We start from the raw sequence: 17,862 nt of genomic DNA on the forward strand, positions 1-17,862 counted from the left end.
ACCACCACAACAAAGATTAAATCCAAAATCTTTGAAATAAAAACAAAGATCAGGACTATAACTCAAATTTACCTAAATATTAAATTGTCAGCTTTCTCCTGAAACATAGTTTTAGGAGGGGACTCAATTTTACAATCTTTTAATTTTATAACTTAAAAATATAAACCCAAATGAAAGAAGTATATATCGTATCCGCAGTAAGAACACCATTAGGGAGTTTTGGAGGTAAATTAGCAGGACTGACAGCCATTGAACTAGGAAGCATCGCTATCAAAGGTGTAATGAGCAAAGCAGGCTTAGATCCAAAAGAGGTAGAAGAAGTGATCATGGGAAATGTGCTCTCTGCCAACTTAGGACAGGCACCAGCCCGTCAAGCAGCCATAGGTGCAGGCATTGGATATAATGTACCTTGCACGACTGTAAATAAAGTCTGCTCATCCGGAATGAAAGCGGTGATGTTTGCAGCTCAATCTATCATGACTGGTCAAAATGATGTTGTCATAGCTGGAGGAATGGAAAGCATGTCAAATGTGCCCTTTTATGTTCCGAAAGCTAGATTTGGCTATAAGTATGGAAATGCCGAATTCGTAGATGGTTTGGTGAAGGATGGCTTGTTTGAAGTTTACTACAAATTCCCAATGGGAAATTGCGCTGAGAATACAGCTAAGGAATTGAATATCTCTAGAGAAGATCAGGACAATTACGCTATCCAATCTTACACAAGATCCGCTGAAGCATGGAAAAATGGGTCTTTCAAGGACGAGTTAGTTCCTGTAGAAATTACAGGAAGAAAAGGTGAGAAAATCGTCATCGACGAAGATGAAGAATTCAAAAATGTCATGTTTGACAAAATACCTTCACTGAGACCTGTTTTTGACAAAGAAGGAACTGTCACTGCAGCAAATGCTTCTACAATGAATGATGGAGCATCCGCTTTGGTGTTGATGAGCAAGGAGAAAGTTCAAGAGCTTGGACTGACGCCTATTGCAAAAATCCGTGGTTTTGCAGATGCAGCACAAGACCCAATGTGGTTTACGACTGCTCCTGCCCTAGCTATTCCAAAAGCTATCAAAAATGCAGGCTTGACTGAGAATGATGTTGATTTTTATGAAATCAATGAAGCTTTTGCAGCTGTGGCAATCGCAAACCAAAAGCAACTAAACCTCGATAATGACAAGCTCAACGTGTTTGGTGGTGCAGTGTCTTTGGGTCATCCACTTGGAGCATCAGGTGCGAGGATTATTGCTACTTTGACCAGTGTGTTGGGTCAGAAAAATGGCAAAATAGGAGTAGCGGGAATTTGTAATGGTGGTGGTGGTGCTTCTGCAATCGTCATTGAGAAACTTTAAATAATCAAAACTTTAGATATCAATCTTTAGGAATGTAAATTCAGATAGATTCTATCCCATAAAGACAAAGGATTCCAAATAGTGAATTCTTTGTCTTTTTTCATTAATATTACCAAGTACAATACAAATCTTTGCCCACAAATGACAATAAAAACTATCTTCTTTGTCTTATTTTTAACTTTAAATACATGTATATTATTTGGTCAAAATCAAATGATTAAAACATACTATGATGAGCAAAAACCAGCAGTAAAGGAAATCATTGAGCAGCAAAATGGCGTTAAAAATGGCTCTTATTTATTTTACTACGAAAGTGGCAGTCTCGCAGTAAAAGGCAATTATGTGAATGGAAATAGAGAAGGAGTTTTTGTTGATTTTTTTCCTGATACGAATGACACATTGAGAATCACTCCCTATAGCAATGACAAAAAAGAGGGTGTTTCAAAATCCTTTTTTGAAAGTGGAAAGCCATCCCAAGTGGCTACTTACAAAAGTAATCAAATCGAGGGGGAATTGATTACATTTTACGAAAATGGAGAAATTCATAGAAAAGCTACATTTTCCAACAATACGCCTAATGGAATCACTGAAATTTTCGATGATAAAGGAATTTTGATTGAGAAGAAATCCTATCAAAATGGGGTTCTTGAAGGACTTCAAGAAAGTTACCATCCAAATAGTCAAATTCAAAAAACATCAAATTACAGAAAGGGACAAATCAATGGAGAAGTTCTCACTTATTATGAATCCGGTCGCCTGAGATCCAAAATAAACTTCAAAAATGGTTATCAAAATGGTGCTTTTGAAGAATATCATGAAAATGGACAAATTGCCAAACAAGGTAAATATAGAAATGGAGATCCCGATGGTGAATTTAAGAGCTTTTTCCCCAATGGGAAAACTCAAGAAATCACAAAGTACAAGCGGGGATTACCTATTGGTACATTTATGAGTTATTACGAAAGCGGTCAAATTCAGGAAAAGACGATTCATGACAAGTACTATGAAATAACAAAGATTATTGCTTACCATGAAAACGGCAAAGTTCAAAAAGAATTGAATTTCGAATTTGGAAATCAGCATGGCATAACCTACGTATATTTCCCTTCCGGTCAATTGAAAGAAGAGCTCCCTTACCAAAGAGGGAAAGTCCATGGAGTCCAAAAAGTATATTCGGAAAATGGAGAAATCATCATGGAGAGATTTTTCACCGAAGGTAAAGCAACTGGACTTAGAGAGCCGAAATAAAAAGAAAATGTCAATAATTCGAGCATTTCTGGTTTCAATCACAAATGCTTTTTCTATTTTTGTTCAAAGATTAAAACATGAATGGTGCAATAAAAGAAACCCATTTTCAATTTCCCGGACAAAAGGGATTTTACAAGGGTAAAGTTAGGGATGTGTATATGTTTGAGGAAACCATAGCAGTGGTCGCCACAGATCGTATTTCAGCATTTGATGTCGTATTACCCAAGCCGATTCCTTACAAAGGACAGGTTCTAAATCAGATCGCAGCAAAATTTCTCAAAGCAACAGCTGATATTGTTCCAAACTGGGTCACTTCCACTCCTGATCCGAATGTGACTGTAGGTAAAAAATGTGAACCTTTCAAAGTAGAAATGGTAATCCGTGGCTACCTTGCTGGCCATGCTGCCAGAGAATATGCTGCTGGAAAAAGACTTCTTTGTGGAGTAGCATTGCCGGATGGATTGCAGGAAAACGATAAGCTTCCAAAACCAATCATCACACCGACCACCAAAGCAGATGAAGGACACGATGAAGATATTTCCAAAGAATCAATTCTGGAAAAGGGCATTGTGAGTGCAGAGGATTACGATATCTTGGAAAAATATACGCATGCTCTTTATGAAAGAGGAACACAGATCGCAGCAGAAATGGGTTTGATCTTAGTAGATACAAAGTATGAATTTGGAAAATACGAAGGAGAAATCTATTTGATTGACGAAATCCATACCCCAGATTCATCAAGGTATTTTTATGCTGAAGGCTATGAACTAAATCAAAAACAAGGCAATACTCAAAAACAACTTTCCAAAGAATTTGTTAGACAATGGCTAATCTCCAATGGTTTTCAAGGAAAAGATGGACAGAATGTCCCTGAAATGCCTTTTTCATTTGTAGAAGAGATTTCTGAAAGATATATTGAGCTTTTTGAAAAAATAACGGGAGAAAAATTCATCAAAGCAGATACAGAAAATTTGGAAAAAAGAATTGAAAAGGCTGTTTTGAAGGAATTAAAAGGTTGAATTAATATAAAACACATACAAAAAATATCATTTAAAATACGAAAATGAAATACTCAGTAGATAAAAAAGAACAATACGTAGTGTTTACCCCTCTTGAGGAGAAATTGGATTCAGCACTTTCTCCTAAGTTGAAATCAGAGCTTTTGACCGTACATGCAGAAGGTTACCACAACTTAGTGATCGATATGAGCCAAGTGAAGTATGCTGATTCAAGTGGATTGAGTGCATTGCTTGTAGGAAATAGGGAATTTAGCCGTGATGGTGGAATTTTTGTGATTTCTGGACTTCAAGATCACGTTACAAAACTGATCAAAATATCAATGCTCGATAAGGTTTTCAATATCGTAGACACATTGGAAGAAGCAGCAGAGGCCATTTTTATCCATGAGATTGAGAATGGAGAAAGTGAAGAGGAAGAAGAAGAAAATTAATCTTGGAATTTGAAGTTACCATTTTAGGTTCCAATTCTGCGATTCCGGCCCATGGTCGAAATCAAACTGCGCAGTTGGTCAATGTAGGTTCTTCCTCCCTCCTTTTGGATTGTGGAGAAGGAACCCAAATCCAGCTGCGCAAATTTAAAACGAAATACAGTCGCATTGATTACATTTTTATTAGCCACCTTCATGGAGACCATTATTATGGACTGATGGGTTTGCTTTCCACCTACCACCTTCACAAAAGAGCTAAACTTCTTACAATCTATGGACCTGCTGGATTGGATGAGATTATTACAACCAACTTCAAATACAGTAATACACGATTGAATTTTCCATTAAGATTCATTGCCACCAACCCAAATGAAAAGGAATTGATATTGGAAGAAAATAACTTTAAAGTTTTCTCTTTTCCGCTCAAACATAGGATTCCTTGTACTGGTTTTATCATTCAGGAAAAACAAGGTATGTTAAGAATGAATAAGCAAATGTTGTTGGAGAACAAAATCAGTATTGAAGCGATCAACACCTTGAGGAGTGGTAAGGATTTTTTGGATAAAAATGGAGACCTTCTTTATTTGGTAAAGGATTATACCCTTCCTCCTGAACCGCTTCGTTCTTATGCTTTTTGTTCAGACACAATTTACGATCCTGTAGATTTGGTAGGGTATATCAAAAATACAAGTACAATCTACCACGAGGCCACTTTTGGTGATGAAGAAGAAGTCCGTGCGATGGAAACTTTCCACAGTACGGCCTCACAAGCTGGGAAAATCGCCCAATTAGTCTCTGCCAAAAAACTACTGATAGGCCATTATTCCACAAGGTATCTAGATTTAGAGCCTTTATTGCTACAAGCTAAAACCAACTTTCAGAATACCTTTTTGAGCGAAGAAGGTATTACCTATCAAATTGACTAAGGCATTTATCCATAACTAGCAACAATATGGAAATTAAAAAAAGCAACAAAGCTTTTCAATCAAAAAAAACAAACCTCTTTATCATACTGTCTGGAATCTTCCTGACCAATGCGATTTTGGCTGAAATCATTGGTGTCAAAATATTTTCTGGTGAAATGACCTTGGGCTTTGAACCAGTTGGATGGACGTTTTTTGGAGATTATGTTTTGGACTTTAACCTTACAGCTGGAGCAGTAATATGGCCTGTTGTATTCATCACTACTGATATTATCAATGAATATTTTGGAAAAAAAGGAGTTCGGAAAATCAGCTTTTTGACAGCCTTTTTTATAGCCTACATCTTTATTATCATTACAATTGTCACCAAACTTCATCCTGCACCATTTTGGCTCGATGTGAATAGTTCAGATCCTGAAGGCAATAGTTTCAATATAGACTATGCTTTCAATACCATCTTTAGACAAGGCTTGGGAATCATCTTTGGTTCTTTGGTTGCTTTCCTTTTGGGACAATTGATAGACGTTTTCGTGTTTCAAAAATTAAGAAAAATCACCGGGCCGAAAATGATCTGGCTCCGTGCTACAGGCTCTACACTTGTGTCTCAGTTCATCGATTCCTTTGTAGTATTAGGGATCGCTTTTTACATTTTCGGAAATTGGAGCTGGGCACAGATCGTATCGGTGGGAATCATCAATTACATCTACAAATTTAGCGTGGCAATCCTGCTTACTCCTCTACTCTATTTGGGACACCACTGGATTGACAGGTATTTGGGAAAAGAAATAGCTGAAAAGATGACAGAAGAAGCAATGGAGGATACTTCATTTTTATAATTTCAAGAATAAATTTTCTAAGAAAAGCTACCATTGGCCGAAGGTACAATATTGAAAAGAATGAAGTCTCGAATAGAACTCAATATCTTGTAAAGAATTCTTATACAAATGTTCTTGTAAATGAAGATAGAGTTGATTTGAAATCAAATGATTTTTTTTTGGGAAAAATTGTGGTTTGAAAAAAGGGCTTTGGATGTATCAGAAAAAGGATGGCAAAGTGAAAATAAATTTGAAATTTGTGAATCAACTGCTGTTTAGGTTCAATATGGATCAAAAAGAAACCACAGGATCATTGCGCTAGATCTCTCAACAATCAATATTGTTTTAATGGTCAACAGTTGAAACTCCCCTAATTTAAGTTTGGTAGCTACTCAACTGTTGACCAGATCCCCAAATAATCAATATTACTATAGAAACTATTAGGAATTTTTAGCAAACTTAAGAAGCGCTTGGAGGCATGGTAGGTCTCACTTCTATTTTACTTGGAAGTGTTCTCGAGTTCATTGCCATCAAGTCTGCAACCATTTGACCTAAATCTTCAATTTGGATTTTCCAAGCATCTTTTTCACTTGGCTGATGATCATTGAAGTAAGTAGCAACAGAACCTGGCATTATCGTAGTTACTCTAATTCCATGTTTTCTCACATCCAGCATAGCAGCTTGAGTAAAACCTGTCACGCCAAATTTACTTGCATTGTAAGCCGAACCATTAGCAAAGAAATTGGTCCCTGCAAGACTTGAAATTGAGATAAAATAACCTTTGGATTTCTTTAACCCTTCAAGACCGGCTTTGATGCTGTAAAAAACACCTGTAAGGTTCGTATCAATAGTTTCCTGCCATTGTTCCAATGAAATATCTTCGATGGAAGCAAAGTGACCAATTCCTGCATTTGCCACTAGCAAATCAAGCTGTCCCCATTTTTCTATCACTTTATCTACAGCTTGCTGTTGGGAATCGAAATTCCTAACATCAGCTTCCAAAGCTAGTGCTTCTCCTCTTCCCAATTTGTTCAATTCTTCTACAGCTTTGTCTGCTGCTGCTTGAGATCTACTTGTGATCGCTACACGCATTCCTTTTGCCATTAGCGCTGCGGCGATACCGTATCCGATACCTTTACTGCCGCCTGTAATCAATGCTGTTTTGTTGGTTAAATCTTGCATATTTTCATTTAGTTGGTTTATATCTACTTATTCCAATACTGCATAACAACCAAGAGAATTCTAAAATAGTTTGCCAATAAAGACTGATACGAAATGATGAGATAAAAAAAATGGGACAACATTTATTTAAAGATAAATGCCACCCCAATTTAATAAATAAATTTTTCTAAGTTTTTACTTTTTGCTAAGCTTGGAATAAATAAATAGCAAAAGAACAGCTCCTGCAATCGAAATAATCCAATTCATTGGACTCCAAAAACTTCCGTTGACTACAATTCCAGCAAGACCTGCTATCCACCTACCTACTACAGATCCTAAGATTCCGAGTAATATTGTGATAATCCATCCACCTGGATCTTTACCAGGATGAAGAATTTTGGCAATGACACCAGCTATCAAGCCAAAAATAATGTAAGCAATCCAACTCATAGTTTTTAAAATTTAGATTTTTTGAAAAATTAAAAGTATAAATAAATTCTAAATTTCATCAAGAAAAAACTACGCAAAACAACTGCACATTTAGTATTTAAACATGGTTATACCTCTTTCTTATTCCTTGATCACAAATCGGACTCATCCTTGAGAGCGATAACAAATTCTATCTCAATTGGCAATGATTACTTCCACATTATTTCTTTCCAACATCTTGACAAATTCTGGTTCTATATCTTTGTCCGTAATGACTTTATGGATTTTTTGGAAACCAGCGATAAAAGCAAAGCCAATTTTCTTGAACTTTGACGAATCCGCAACTACAATAACTTCTTCCGCAATATCTATCATCAGTTGATTGAGATAAGCCTCTTCCATATGGAAAGTATATACACCAACATCAGACTTGAAACCATCTACACCTAAAAACAATTTGTTGCAATGAAGCTGCTTAAAATTTCTCTCAGCCATCGGCCCTACCAAAGACATGGAGAATTCCCTCAAAAATCCACCAGGAACCATAACCTCTAGATTATCATAGTTTGCCAAATTGTTGATGATATCCAATGCATTGCTGATAACAGAAAGTCGGGTGAATTTTCCAAGGTTATTGGATATTTCAAATGTGGTCGTTCCTGAATCCAAAATAATAGAATCATTCTCTTGGATCATTTTTGCAGCGGCTTTACCGATCGCTTTTTTAGCATCTAGATTGATCTTTTTCTTTTCGGTAACAGGAATTGCCAATGAATTTGTTTTGAAAGCGCCACCATGGGCTCTCACTAAGAGTTTATTTCTTTCGAGATTAGCCAAATCATTTCTAATCGTAACTTCACTGACATTGAATTCTTTACTCAAGTCATTTACATTCACTTGTCCTTGACTTTCTAATGCATCTAGTATTTTTGAGCGTCTTAAGGCTGTTTTTTTCATTTTATATTCACTTTTTTATATCTCCAAAAACTTTGCGAGTTACCATATTCAAAACTAAAATATCGTATAAGCATTTTGAAATATATACAATTTTCTTTCAAATTGAAAAAATACGTAAGGTTTTGAGTATTATTCTTTTTTGAAAAGATCGGAAACCAAACTTTATAGACTCAATATATGTGATAACAAAAAGTTTCATATGGCGTTTTTTATTTATATTAAAATTTTCATTTTATTGTTTTTAAAAATAAAATATTTACGTTATGTTTGTTTTGTAAGCAAAATGTTTGCGACCTCATATTTTGATTATTGGGTTATTGAATTGGAAAGCCGGTTGGGACTGAAACCAGCCGGTTTTTTTCTTTCAATACTCCTATCATTTATTCAATCCACCACTCCTAATAAAAACCCAAAATGAAAACACTGTACCTTAAATTCATTCGATTAATGTCATTGCTTTTATTGATTTCATCCTAAAAACCCACCCAAAAGTGGATCTGTGGTAGAAGTTGATTTGGTGTCCACCCATCCTGCATAAGCCCATTCAAACCTGTTTTCTGAATCTGAAATCCTGAAATCATACCAACCTTTTACTTTTGAAATCTCCAACGAAATCACTTTTGTTTGCTGAGGTTTGATTTCGATGATGTTTCGTCGGGTTCTATTTGTTGATTCTTCCAGCTTTACACTTTGAGTTTTTGAACTTTGGTTTGTTATTTCTATAAGTAATTCTGCTACGCTATCTATTTGAATCCCTTGAAGCATCGTTAAATAATATATGTATCCGCCTTCTTACACGTAGCCAAACAATACATTGTTGGATTCGAAACACATAAAACCTCGTTTGATCCAACGTGCAACATTGCGGATACTCATATTAAATAATGGGTTAAATATTAAACCTAAAAATTTCAAAACATTATTATTAAATCATGATATTTTTAAGATGTCACCTAATTCTTTTTGATTAAAAAGAAGATGGAGATAATTAATTCCTAAACCAAAGCATTTATCGATATAATATTTCCTTTTCTAATTTTTTTTCATAAAACCTTTCAATTTCTTTCTATTTTATTTTTGAATTTTAAAAACATTATTTAGATTTAGAAAAATCTTTCCATATCCTTATAAATCAAGCGAAAAGAGAAAGACCACTCATTTTATCAAAACCTTATTTAATTATGAAGAAAAATTTATCTAGCATCATGCTTCTTTTGCTATTTCTATTTAATTGGGGAGCAAAAGCACAGTCTGTGCAAGTCACAGGGCAAGTATTGGACGCCCAATCATCAGAATCCCTTCCAGGTGTAAATGTATTGGTAAAAGGCAGTTCTATCGGAACAGTAACCGATATTGATGGAAAATTCAACATCGAAGCTGCAAGTGGAAGCACCTTGGTTTTTTCATTTATTGGGTATAGCACTCAAGAGGTGAGATATACAGGACAATCTTCCCTTACCATTTCACTTTCTTCGGATACGAAAGATTTACAGGAAGTAATCGTAACAGGTTATGGAACTCAAAAAAGGGAAAACCTGACTGGTTCAATTGCCACTGTGAGTGGAGAAAAACTTACGGATATCACATCTCCAAACATTGGCAACATGCTTCAAGGTAAAGTCGCCGGTGTAGATGTGGTAGCAAACTCTGGTGCTCCGGGTGCAACTCCCACAATTAGGATAAGAGGCCGGTCTTCTATCAGATCTTCTGCTACACCTATCTGGGTTGTGGATGGAGTAATTTGGCATGATACACCTATATTGAACCCAAATGATGTAGAGTCTATCTCTGTATTGAAAGATGCCGCTGCTGCAGCGCTATATGGTTCTAGAGGTGCCAATGGGGTAATTGTAGTGACGACAAAAGGCGCCAAAGCAGGCACAAGCAGCATTTCCCTAAATGTAAAAACTGGTGTCAGTATTTTCAATCGAAATGACTTTCAAGTAATGAATTCAAACCAGTTAGCTGATCTTTGGGATCAGTTCCCTAATACTAATGCAATTCCTGGCTGGTATGATGAATCTTTGAGAGAAAGAAATACCGATTGGCTAGACATTGGTACCCAAACTGGTCAAGTAAGGGATTACAACCTTTCATATTCCGGTACCACAGAAAGAGCAAGACTATTCACTGCTTTCAACTACTTCAATGAAACTGGGACAGTCAAAGGTGATACTTACGAAAGACTTTCTGCAAGGATAAATTATGATTATGACGTAAATGAAAAATTAACTTTCAAACCCAAACTAGCAGCGACTTATACGACAAATGACAATGCCAGACACAGCATTTACGACATGTACAGAAACCTTCCTTGGGATCAACCTTTCAATGAAGTCGGTGCACCAATCAATACGCTTGCCCCAGGTGCCAATTGGAGAGGAAGAGATAACAGAAACTACCTCTATGACTTACAGTGGAATTATGGAAATTCAGCTACTTTCAATATCCTGAGCAATTTGGATTTCCAGTATGATATCAATGAATACCTATCTTTCATTTCTACTAACAACCTTACTTACTTCAATTCAGAGTCATTTGGCTATACTGATCCAAGATCCAATTCAGGCTTGGCAGACAATGGCAGAATGTCTGTTGGAATGAACAAAAGGATCACACGATTTACAAATCAGATGCTTTCTTATACAAGAACTTTTGACAAGCATTTTGTGAATGTATTGGCTGGATATGAATTCAATGACTATATCTTCAACAATGTTTCTGCAACTGGTAGAGGGATTGCAGCTGGTGCACAAGTAATCAGCAATGCGTCAGAACCACAAGCCATTGGCGGAACCAAAAACGACTATGCATTCCAATCTTACCTTTTGAACGCTAATTATTCTTACGAAAACAGATACAGTGCCCAAGCATCCTTCAGACGTGATGGAGCTTCTAGATTTGGTTCAAACAATAAGTATGGTAACTTCTTCTCTCTTAGTGGTGCATGGAATATTCACAATGAAGCATTCTTCAATGTTTCTTCTATCAACTATCTGAGAGCTAAAGTTGCTTACGGACAAGTAGGTAATACACCTGACAGCTTGTATCCACAATTTGAGCTTTTTTCCCTTAATGCGCAATACAATGGGATGCCTGCAGCTGTAGCTTCCGCACTTGGAAACCCAAACCTGACTTGGGAAAAAACTGCAGCTTCCAATTTTGGTATCGAATTAGGTTTATTCAATAGAATTGATTTCGCAGCTGAGTACTACATCAAAAATACCACTGATTTACTACACTTTGTACCACTTCCAAATATCTCTGGTTTTGATGGCTACTTCGACAATATCGGAAGTGTGATCAATAGAGGTCTTGAACTAACCTTAGGAGCTGATATTATCAAGAGCAATGGTGCCAACTGGAGATTGGATTTCAATATTGGTATGAACAGAAATGAAATTACCGAATTGTTTGAAAACAGAAGACAAATATCAGGTAACAGAATCATTGAAGTAGGAGAAGATATCGATACTTGGTTTATGAGAAAGTGGGTCGGAGTAAATCCGGAAGATGGTACACCACTTTGGGAAAGAGTAGATCCTACTACAGGAGAAGTGACCCAAGTAGGAAACTACAACAACGCAACCTTACAAAAGGTTGGTACCTCAACTCCAAACTTCTTTGGTGGCTTGACTTCATCTTTTGATTACAGAGGCTTCTACTTAAATGCAAATATGGCATTTACCCAAGGTGCTATGGTGTATCATAGTGCAAGAGAGACTTTTGACAGTGATGGAGCTTATCCTACTTACAACTATATGCAGCTTCAACCAGGCTGGTCAAGATGGTCTCCTGAAAATCCGAATGCTACTCACCCACAGCCGATTTTTGGTGGAAACAATGAAGCACATAGACCTTCTTCAAGATTTATCGAAGACGTGAGTTTCTTGAGGATTAGAAATATCACTGCTGGGTACAGGCTTCCAGTAAGTGTAGTTGAGAAATTAAAACTCACAGGCTTGGAAGTATTTGTTTCCGGTGACAACCTATTCACTTTTACAAACTTCTCAGGTCTTGACCCTGAGGCTGCAATATATGGAGACACAGGGTCTCAATATCCACTTCCAAGAAGAGTTAGTGTTGGTTTGAACTTGAACTTCTAAATCAAAAACAATCATGAAAAAATTAAGCTATATATTTATAATTTCCCTTGGAATCTTTGCTATAACGTCTTGTGATATAGACAAATCCCCTTATGATTCCATCACTTCTGATGATCTTGCTCAATCAGAAACGAGTGCCATGAATGTAACCCTAGGTACTTACAGCAGAATGAAAGCTTGGACAGAAAATTGGCACAGGCTTTTCGAATACCCTGGAGACAATGTTGCTTTGAGTGGTACTACTTCAGATCCTTTGTTTTTTACTTATAATTACCAAAGAATCCCGAATGGAAGTAGAGCAGCTGGATTCTGGAGAAGTTCGTATCAAATTGCAGTATCAGCGAATCAGGTAATCGGAAATGTGGTAGAAGGAAGTTCAGAAAGCAACGACCAAATCTTGGCTGAAAACTACTATATCAGAGCCCTGATGCACTTTACGATGGTAAACATCTTTGGAAGACCTTACAATCAAGGAGTAAATAATCCAGGTGTTCCGCTAAAACTTGATGCAGAACCATTGAATCACCCTACGAGATCTTCTGTGGGTGAAGTTTATGATCAGGTAGAAGCCGATTTGTTGAAAGCAGCTGCATTGTTTACTGAGAGCAAATCGAATGTTTTTGCATCAAAAGAAGCAGCTTGGGCATTATTATCAAGACTATATCTGTATAAAGAGGACAATCAAAAGGCTATTGAATACGCTGATTTGGTATTGAATTCAGGTAGATTTTCTTTAGTTCCTACTCAGACATTGGGTGATTACCCAAAACTTTCACCAGAAAGCAACACCGAAACCATCTTTGCGGTGAAGTTTGTGAGAGATGTTGATTATGAGTCAAATGGCTGGTATACAATCGGATCATTATATGCCAATCTTCAAGGAGCTGGCTGGGGTGAATTGTATGCTTCAAGACCATATTTGGAGCTTGTAAGGGAATTTCCTGAAGATCAGAGAAACAACTTCATCCTGCCATTTGTGGTGAATGAGGATATTACTTGGGGCTTTTATGTAAGGGATAATCTCAATTATGGATGGACACCTTTGACTCCTGTAGGCGATGGATTTGAATATACTCACAATGGTACTACCAAAACTGTGGAAACATCCCTAAATGAAAGAGGTGGAATCAGCTATTACATGGATACTGACGAAGGTCGAAAAAGAATCCTCATAGACAAGCAGTTGGATCTTAGGAACAATTTCCCTAAGTACTTTATCACCAAATGCTCTGGCCAAGATGATCAAGCACACTTATGGTCACCAGTAGTATCAAGGCTAGCAGAGATGTATCTGAACAAAGCGGAAGCAGCGGCCAAATTGGGTCAAAATGCGGAAGCACTTGAATTGGTAAATGTAATCAGATCAAGAGCAGGTATTCCAGCCAATGGACTTTATACCATGGCTAACCTTGGTGGCAAATCTGTAATGGATGTGGTAATGGAAGAAAGAATGTTGGAATTGGCATGGGAAGGGCATAGAAAAATGGATGTTTTCAGAAACGGAAAAACCATGGACAGAAGATACCCTGGCACTCACTTGGTAGGAAACAATCCTAAAACTATGATTCAGCCAAATGACAATGCGATCATTGAATTTATTCCTGAAGCACAACTTCTTGTACATGAAGGATTGACACAAAATCCATCATAAATCAAAATGGTCTAGAGAGTTGAATCTCTAGACCATTTTTTTACCCAAAAATCAAAATTTGAGGAAATATCCAAAAAAAATCGATTTTAACAATCGAAACCTTGATGGATTGGTCGGTGAGGACACCGACCAAGGTGCTGATTGGTCGGTGAGGACACTGACCAAGGGGATGAAGGAAACCAACCAAGGTGATAAAATAATTTTCTCAATATTAATTTTATAATCATGCAAAAAAATATGCAATTATTCTTAATGCTTCTCCTTGCTTTTTCTTCTTGCAAAGATCCGGAAGACAATGTACCTGTGGATAATAATTATGACAATGAAGTCACGATTCCTCTAGGAGGTAACACTTATCAAGTATCGGGTTCAGTTTCAGAACCTATCAACCAAAATGGGATTTCAAGCTGGACTGACAACAATACTGTTTACAATGTTTTTGTAAAAACAACCGGTGCACAATCTATCGGTGTGATTCTCAATATCGAAAACCAACCTGATCAAGCTACCATCAAAGTCAAAATTGGGGAGACCGAAAAAGAGGTAACCATTGAAAACAATACCTCTGGAGAAATCAAAGTTGGAGATTTTGAATTTAAGCAAGGATATGAAAAAATTGAATTGACTGGTGTTTCCAAAACCGGGGATAATTTCGCTAAAATCAGAGATATTATTTTAGAACATTCAGGTGATATCAATGCTGAATATGTCAAAAACAATGATGACAACAATTTTTACTGGGGAAGACGTGGCCCTTCTGTTCATTTGGGATATCAAGTTCCTGAAGGCAAAGATTACCAATGGTTTTACAATGAAATGACAATTCCAGAAGGTGAAGATCCTTTGGGTTCATATTTCATGGCAAATGGATTTGGTGAAGGATATTTTGGGATTCAGGTAAATTCCGAAACGGAAAGAAGGGTTCTATTTTCTGTTTGGAGTCCATATGTCACAGACAATCCAAATGATATCCCTGAGGATGAAAGAATAATTGTTCTCAAAAAAGGTGAAGAAGTTTACACGGGTGAGTTTGGCAATGAAGGATCAGGAGGTCAGAGTTATTTGAGATTCAATTGGGTAGCTGGCAACACTTATAAATTCATCAATTCTGTGGAACCTGATGGAAATGGAAATACGATCTATACAGGTTACTTCTATGCACCAGAGGTAGGTGAATGGCAAATCATCGCAAGCTTCAAAAGACCGAAAACCGATACCTGGTATAAAAGACCACATTCGTTTTTGGAGAATTTCAATCAAAACTATGGCCATATTGGAAGAAAAGTTCACTATGACAATCAATGGATTAGGTCTACAGAAGGTGAATGGACGGAGTTGACCGAAGCTAGGTTTACGGGTGATGCCATTGCTACTATTGGTTTCAGGATGGATTATGCAGGCGGATCCGATGAGGGGAAATTCTTCCTTCAGAACTGTGGGTTCTTTGACCAAAACATAACCTTGAACAGCATGCACTCAAGATCTGCCAACAATCAGACTCCACAAATTGACTTTGAATTTTTGGAGACACTTGGGGTAGAAGTAATAGCACCAGAAAAAATTGATGAAGCGGATAAAACCAATTGGACAATTGTGGATTTCAGTTCTGAAGAGACATCAGGTGAGGGAGATACAGGTAGGGCAAATGATGTGATTGACGGGGATCTGACTACTTATTGGCATAGCAGATGGTCATCTGATGCTGCATCATATCCACATCATTTTACAGTGGATATGTCAGAAAATAAGGAAGTTGAAGGATTTGTGATCTCACAGAGAAATGGCTCAAGGAAAATCAAAGATTTCAAGATCTATGTAAGCCAAGACAATGAAAACTGGACAACATTGGTTGATAGCCAATTGCTCAATGATGCGTCCCAGCAAGTGAAGAATCTCGATGAAAAGACAACTTTCAGATACTTCAAATTTGAAGGTCTGAATGCACATGATGGACAGCAATTTGGCGCTCTTGCCGAAATCGGGGTTTACTAAATTCATAAAAAAGGGGGTGGCGAGTAATTGCCACCCCTTTTTTTGAATTTATTTTTTACACATTAAACCCATAGCCCCGATTGCAGTGGAAATCCTTTTTTGAGAGGAACGAACAAAAAAGATTGTAACGGAAAGCGGGAAATAGCTCCAAAAAAATCAGTACTTATAACTAGCTAAAAACATAGCAATTTTCCATCTACCACCCATGTCCTGTGTACTCACAGAACATTCAAATAAACTACTAGGATTTCGGTCTGTGAGGACACAGACCGAGGTAAAGAGGTAAAATTCAACAAAAAAACACCGAAGAAAACCCCGGTGCCTTTTTTCAACTAAACTAATTTACCCTATTAACAAATCATATTTACACTATTACTTTTGTGGTACCGCCACCATTGAGCGTGATATCCAAAGGTTTATTGGTTTTCCATGAACCACTGGTGAAGTCAGGTACATCGATAGAATTGGATCTATGGGCCACAGACCACTCACTCAAAGGTGATAGGGCCGACCATGATGCTGCATCATAGACATCTTGATCCAAAGGAAGTCCATTCCTTAGGCAATCGACCAATCGCCACTCCATCATGAAATCCATTCCTCCATGACCTCCGATATTTTTGGCCAACTCCCCTACTTTCTTCACAATCTCCGGAGTGTATTTTTCCTGTAATACTTTCATTTCATCGTCTTTGATCCACCCATGACCACTGGATATCTTCTGCATTGGATATTTCTGGGCAAAGGCCTTTGTACCACTCAATGCATGAAGTCTAGAATATGGCCTAGGTGAAGTCACATCGTGTTGGATCATCATAGATTTGCCATGCTTGGTCCTTACAATAGTAGTGTTGATGTTTCCACCAAATTTCTTTTCTACAAATGAGGAATAGAAATTATCCTTCTCTGCCAACTCTCTCGCTTTGTCAGCCATGTGGAAATCTGCCGAAGACAAAGATGTCAAGTAATCCATTTGGTCTCCTCTGTTGATATCCAAAAGTTGGGCAATCGGGCCTAGCCCATGGGTTGCGTACAAGTTTCCATCTCTATAATTTTCCTTCAATCTCCACATATCTTCATACGCATTTTTGGCAAAATTCAAGTCCAATAGATCATGAATGTATGCTCCTTCTGCATGGAGAATATCACCAAAGAATCCATCTCTTGCCATATTCAAGGTCATCAGTTCAAAGAAATCATAGCAGCAATTTTCCAACATCATGCAATGCTTCTGGGTCTTTTCGGAAGTCTCTACGAGTTGCCAACATTCCTCTAAAGTCTTGGCAGCAGGGACTTCTACAGCTGCATGTTTTCCTGCCTCCATGGCATAGACAGCCATCGGAGTGTGCCAATCCCACGGAGTGGCGATATAGACCAAATCCAAATCATCACGATCCACCATCTTTTTCCATGCATAGGCACTTCCTGAATATTTCTCAGGTTTGTGGGCAGTGTTTTCCAATGACTTGGCAATTTTGTCCACTTTCTCAGGTACTAGGTCACAAATAGCAATGATCTCTACTCCTTCTATTTTGCTCATCCTATTGACAGCCCCTGGGCCTCGCATCCCAAGACCTATGAAGCCAACTCTCACTTTGTCCAATTTGGGAGCAGCAAATCCACTCATGTTGAAATGTTGGATGCGTTTCCTTTTGATCATTTCTGGAAGTCTCTCCATTTCTTCGGCAGACTTAAAGCTGCTCATACCTGTTCCGATCAAACCCAATCCGGCCAATCCAGATAATTTGAGGAAGTCTCTTCTATTATTGCTCATGGTTATTTTT

The 17,862-nt window shown here is 37.5% G+C and carries 14 protein-coding genes; 9 read left to right on the plus strand and 5 right to left on the minus strand.

Going from position 1 to position 17,862, the window contains the following annotated elements:
- Positions 1-170: 170 nt before the first annotated feature.
- From MM236_RS18050 to MM236_RS18075, 6 genes are all read left to right on the plus strand, one after another.
- Complete coding sequence (locus tag MM236_RS18050) at positions 171-1,349, plus strand: acetyl-CoA C-acyltransferase (RefSeq protein WP_241276397.1); 1,179 nt, start codon at positions 171-173, stop codon at positions 1,347-1,349.
- 213 nt (positions 1,350-1,562) lie between these two features.
- Positions 1,563-2,597, plus strand: coding sequence for a toxin-antitoxin system YwqK family antitoxin (locus MM236_RS18055; RefSeq protein ID WP_241276398.1), 1,035 nt, complete (start codon positions 1,563-1,565; stop codon positions 2,595-2,597).
- 77 nt (positions 2,598-2,674) lie between these two features.
- A complete protein-coding gene (locus MM236_RS18060; protein WP_241276399.1) occupies positions 2,675-3,616 on the plus strand; it encodes a phosphoribosylaminoimidazolesuccinocarboxamide synthase in 942 nt (313 codons plus the stop codon).
- Positions 3,617-3,660: 44 nt separating this feature from the next.
- Entirely contained in the window at positions 3,661-4,047 is a 387-nt protein-coding gene (locus MM236_RS18065; RefSeq protein WP_241276400.1) for an STAS domain-containing protein, read from the plus strand.
- Positions 4,048-4,049: 2 nt separating this feature from the next.
- Positions 4,050-4,970: a ribonuclease Z gene (locus tag MM236_RS18070; protein WP_241276401.1), complete on the plus strand. Its 921-nt coding sequence runs from the start codon at positions 4,050-4,052 to the stop codon at positions 4,968-4,970.
- 26 nt (positions 4,971-4,996) lie between these two features.
- A complete protein-coding gene (locus MM236_RS18075; protein WP_241276402.1) occupies positions 4,997-5,803 on the plus strand; it encodes a queuosine precursor transporter in 807 nt (268 codons plus the stop codon).
- Positions 5,804-6,241: 438 nt separating this feature from the next.
- Here MM236_RS18075 and MM236_RS18080 read toward each other — a convergent pair whose 3' ends face one another.
- From MM236_RS18080 to MM236_RS18095, 4 genes are all read right to left on the minus strand, one after another.
- The gene (locus MM236_RS18080; protein WP_241276403.1) at positions 6,242-6,964 is read right to left on the minus strand and encodes an SDR family oxidoreductase; all 723 of its coding nucleotides are present in this window, start codon (positions 6,962-6,964) and stop codon (positions 6,242-6,244) included.
- A 174-nt stretch (positions 6,965-7,138) separates the two neighbouring features.
- Positions 7,139-7,393, minus strand: a complete 255-nt coding sequence (locus tag MM236_RS18085; protein WP_241276404.1) for a GlsB/YeaQ/YmgE family stress response membrane protein — start codon at positions 7,391-7,393, stop codon at positions 7,139-7,141.
- Positions 7,394-7,567: 174 nt separating this feature from the next.
- The gene (gene agaR / locus MM236_RS18090; protein WP_241276405.1) at positions 7,568-8,329 is read right to left on the minus strand and encodes a transcriptional repressor AgaR; all 762 of its coding nucleotides are present in this window, start codon (positions 8,327-8,329) and stop codon (positions 7,568-7,570) included.
- Positions 8,330-8,797: 468 nt separating this feature from the next.
- On the minus strand, positions 8,798-9,094 hold the full coding sequence (locus tag MM236_RS18095) for a hypothetical protein (protein WP_241276406.1): 297 nt from the start codon (positions 9,092-9,094) through the stop codon (positions 8,798-8,800).
- 416 nt (positions 9,095-9,510) lie between these two features.
- On the opposite strand from MM236_RS18095, the gene MM236_RS18100 reads away from it, so the two are divergent.
- The 3 genes from MM236_RS18100 to MM236_RS18110 all read left to right on the plus strand — a co-directional run bounded on the left by MM236_RS18100 (position 9,511) and on the right by MM236_RS18110 (position 16,078).
- Positions 9,511-12,435, plus strand: coding sequence for a SusC/RagA family TonB-linked outer membrane protein (locus MM236_RS18100; RefSeq protein WP_241276407.1), 2,925 nt, complete (start codon positions 9,511-9,513; stop codon positions 12,433-12,435).
- Between the two features lie 13 nt (positions 12,436-12,448).
- On the plus strand, positions 12,449-14,086 hold the full coding sequence (locus MM236_RS18105) for a RagB/SusD family nutrient uptake outer membrane protein (protein WP_241276408.1): 1,638 nt from the start codon (positions 12,449-12,451) through the stop codon (positions 14,084-14,086).
- Positions 14,087-14,323: 237 nt separating this feature from the next.
- Positions 14,324-16,078: a DUF3472 domain-containing protein gene (locus MM236_RS18110; RefSeq protein ID WP_241276409.1), complete on the plus strand. Its 1,755-nt coding sequence runs from the start codon at positions 14,324-14,326 to the stop codon at positions 16,076-16,078.
- A gap of 364 nt (positions 16,079-16,442) precedes the next feature.
- Here MM236_RS18110 and MM236_RS18115 read toward each other — a convergent pair whose 3' ends face one another.
- Positions 16,443-17,852, minus strand: coding sequence for a Gfo/Idh/MocA family protein (locus MM236_RS18115; RefSeq protein WP_241276410.1), 1,410 nt, complete (start codon positions 17,850-17,852; stop codon positions 16,443-16,445).
- Positions 17,853-17,862 lie beyond the last annotated feature (10 nt).

The sequence above is a fragment of the Belliella calami genome, from assembly GCF_022549695.1.
GTDB classification, from domain to species: Bacteria; Bacteroidota; Bacteroidia; order Cytophagales; family Cyclobacteriaceae; genus Belliella; species Belliella calami.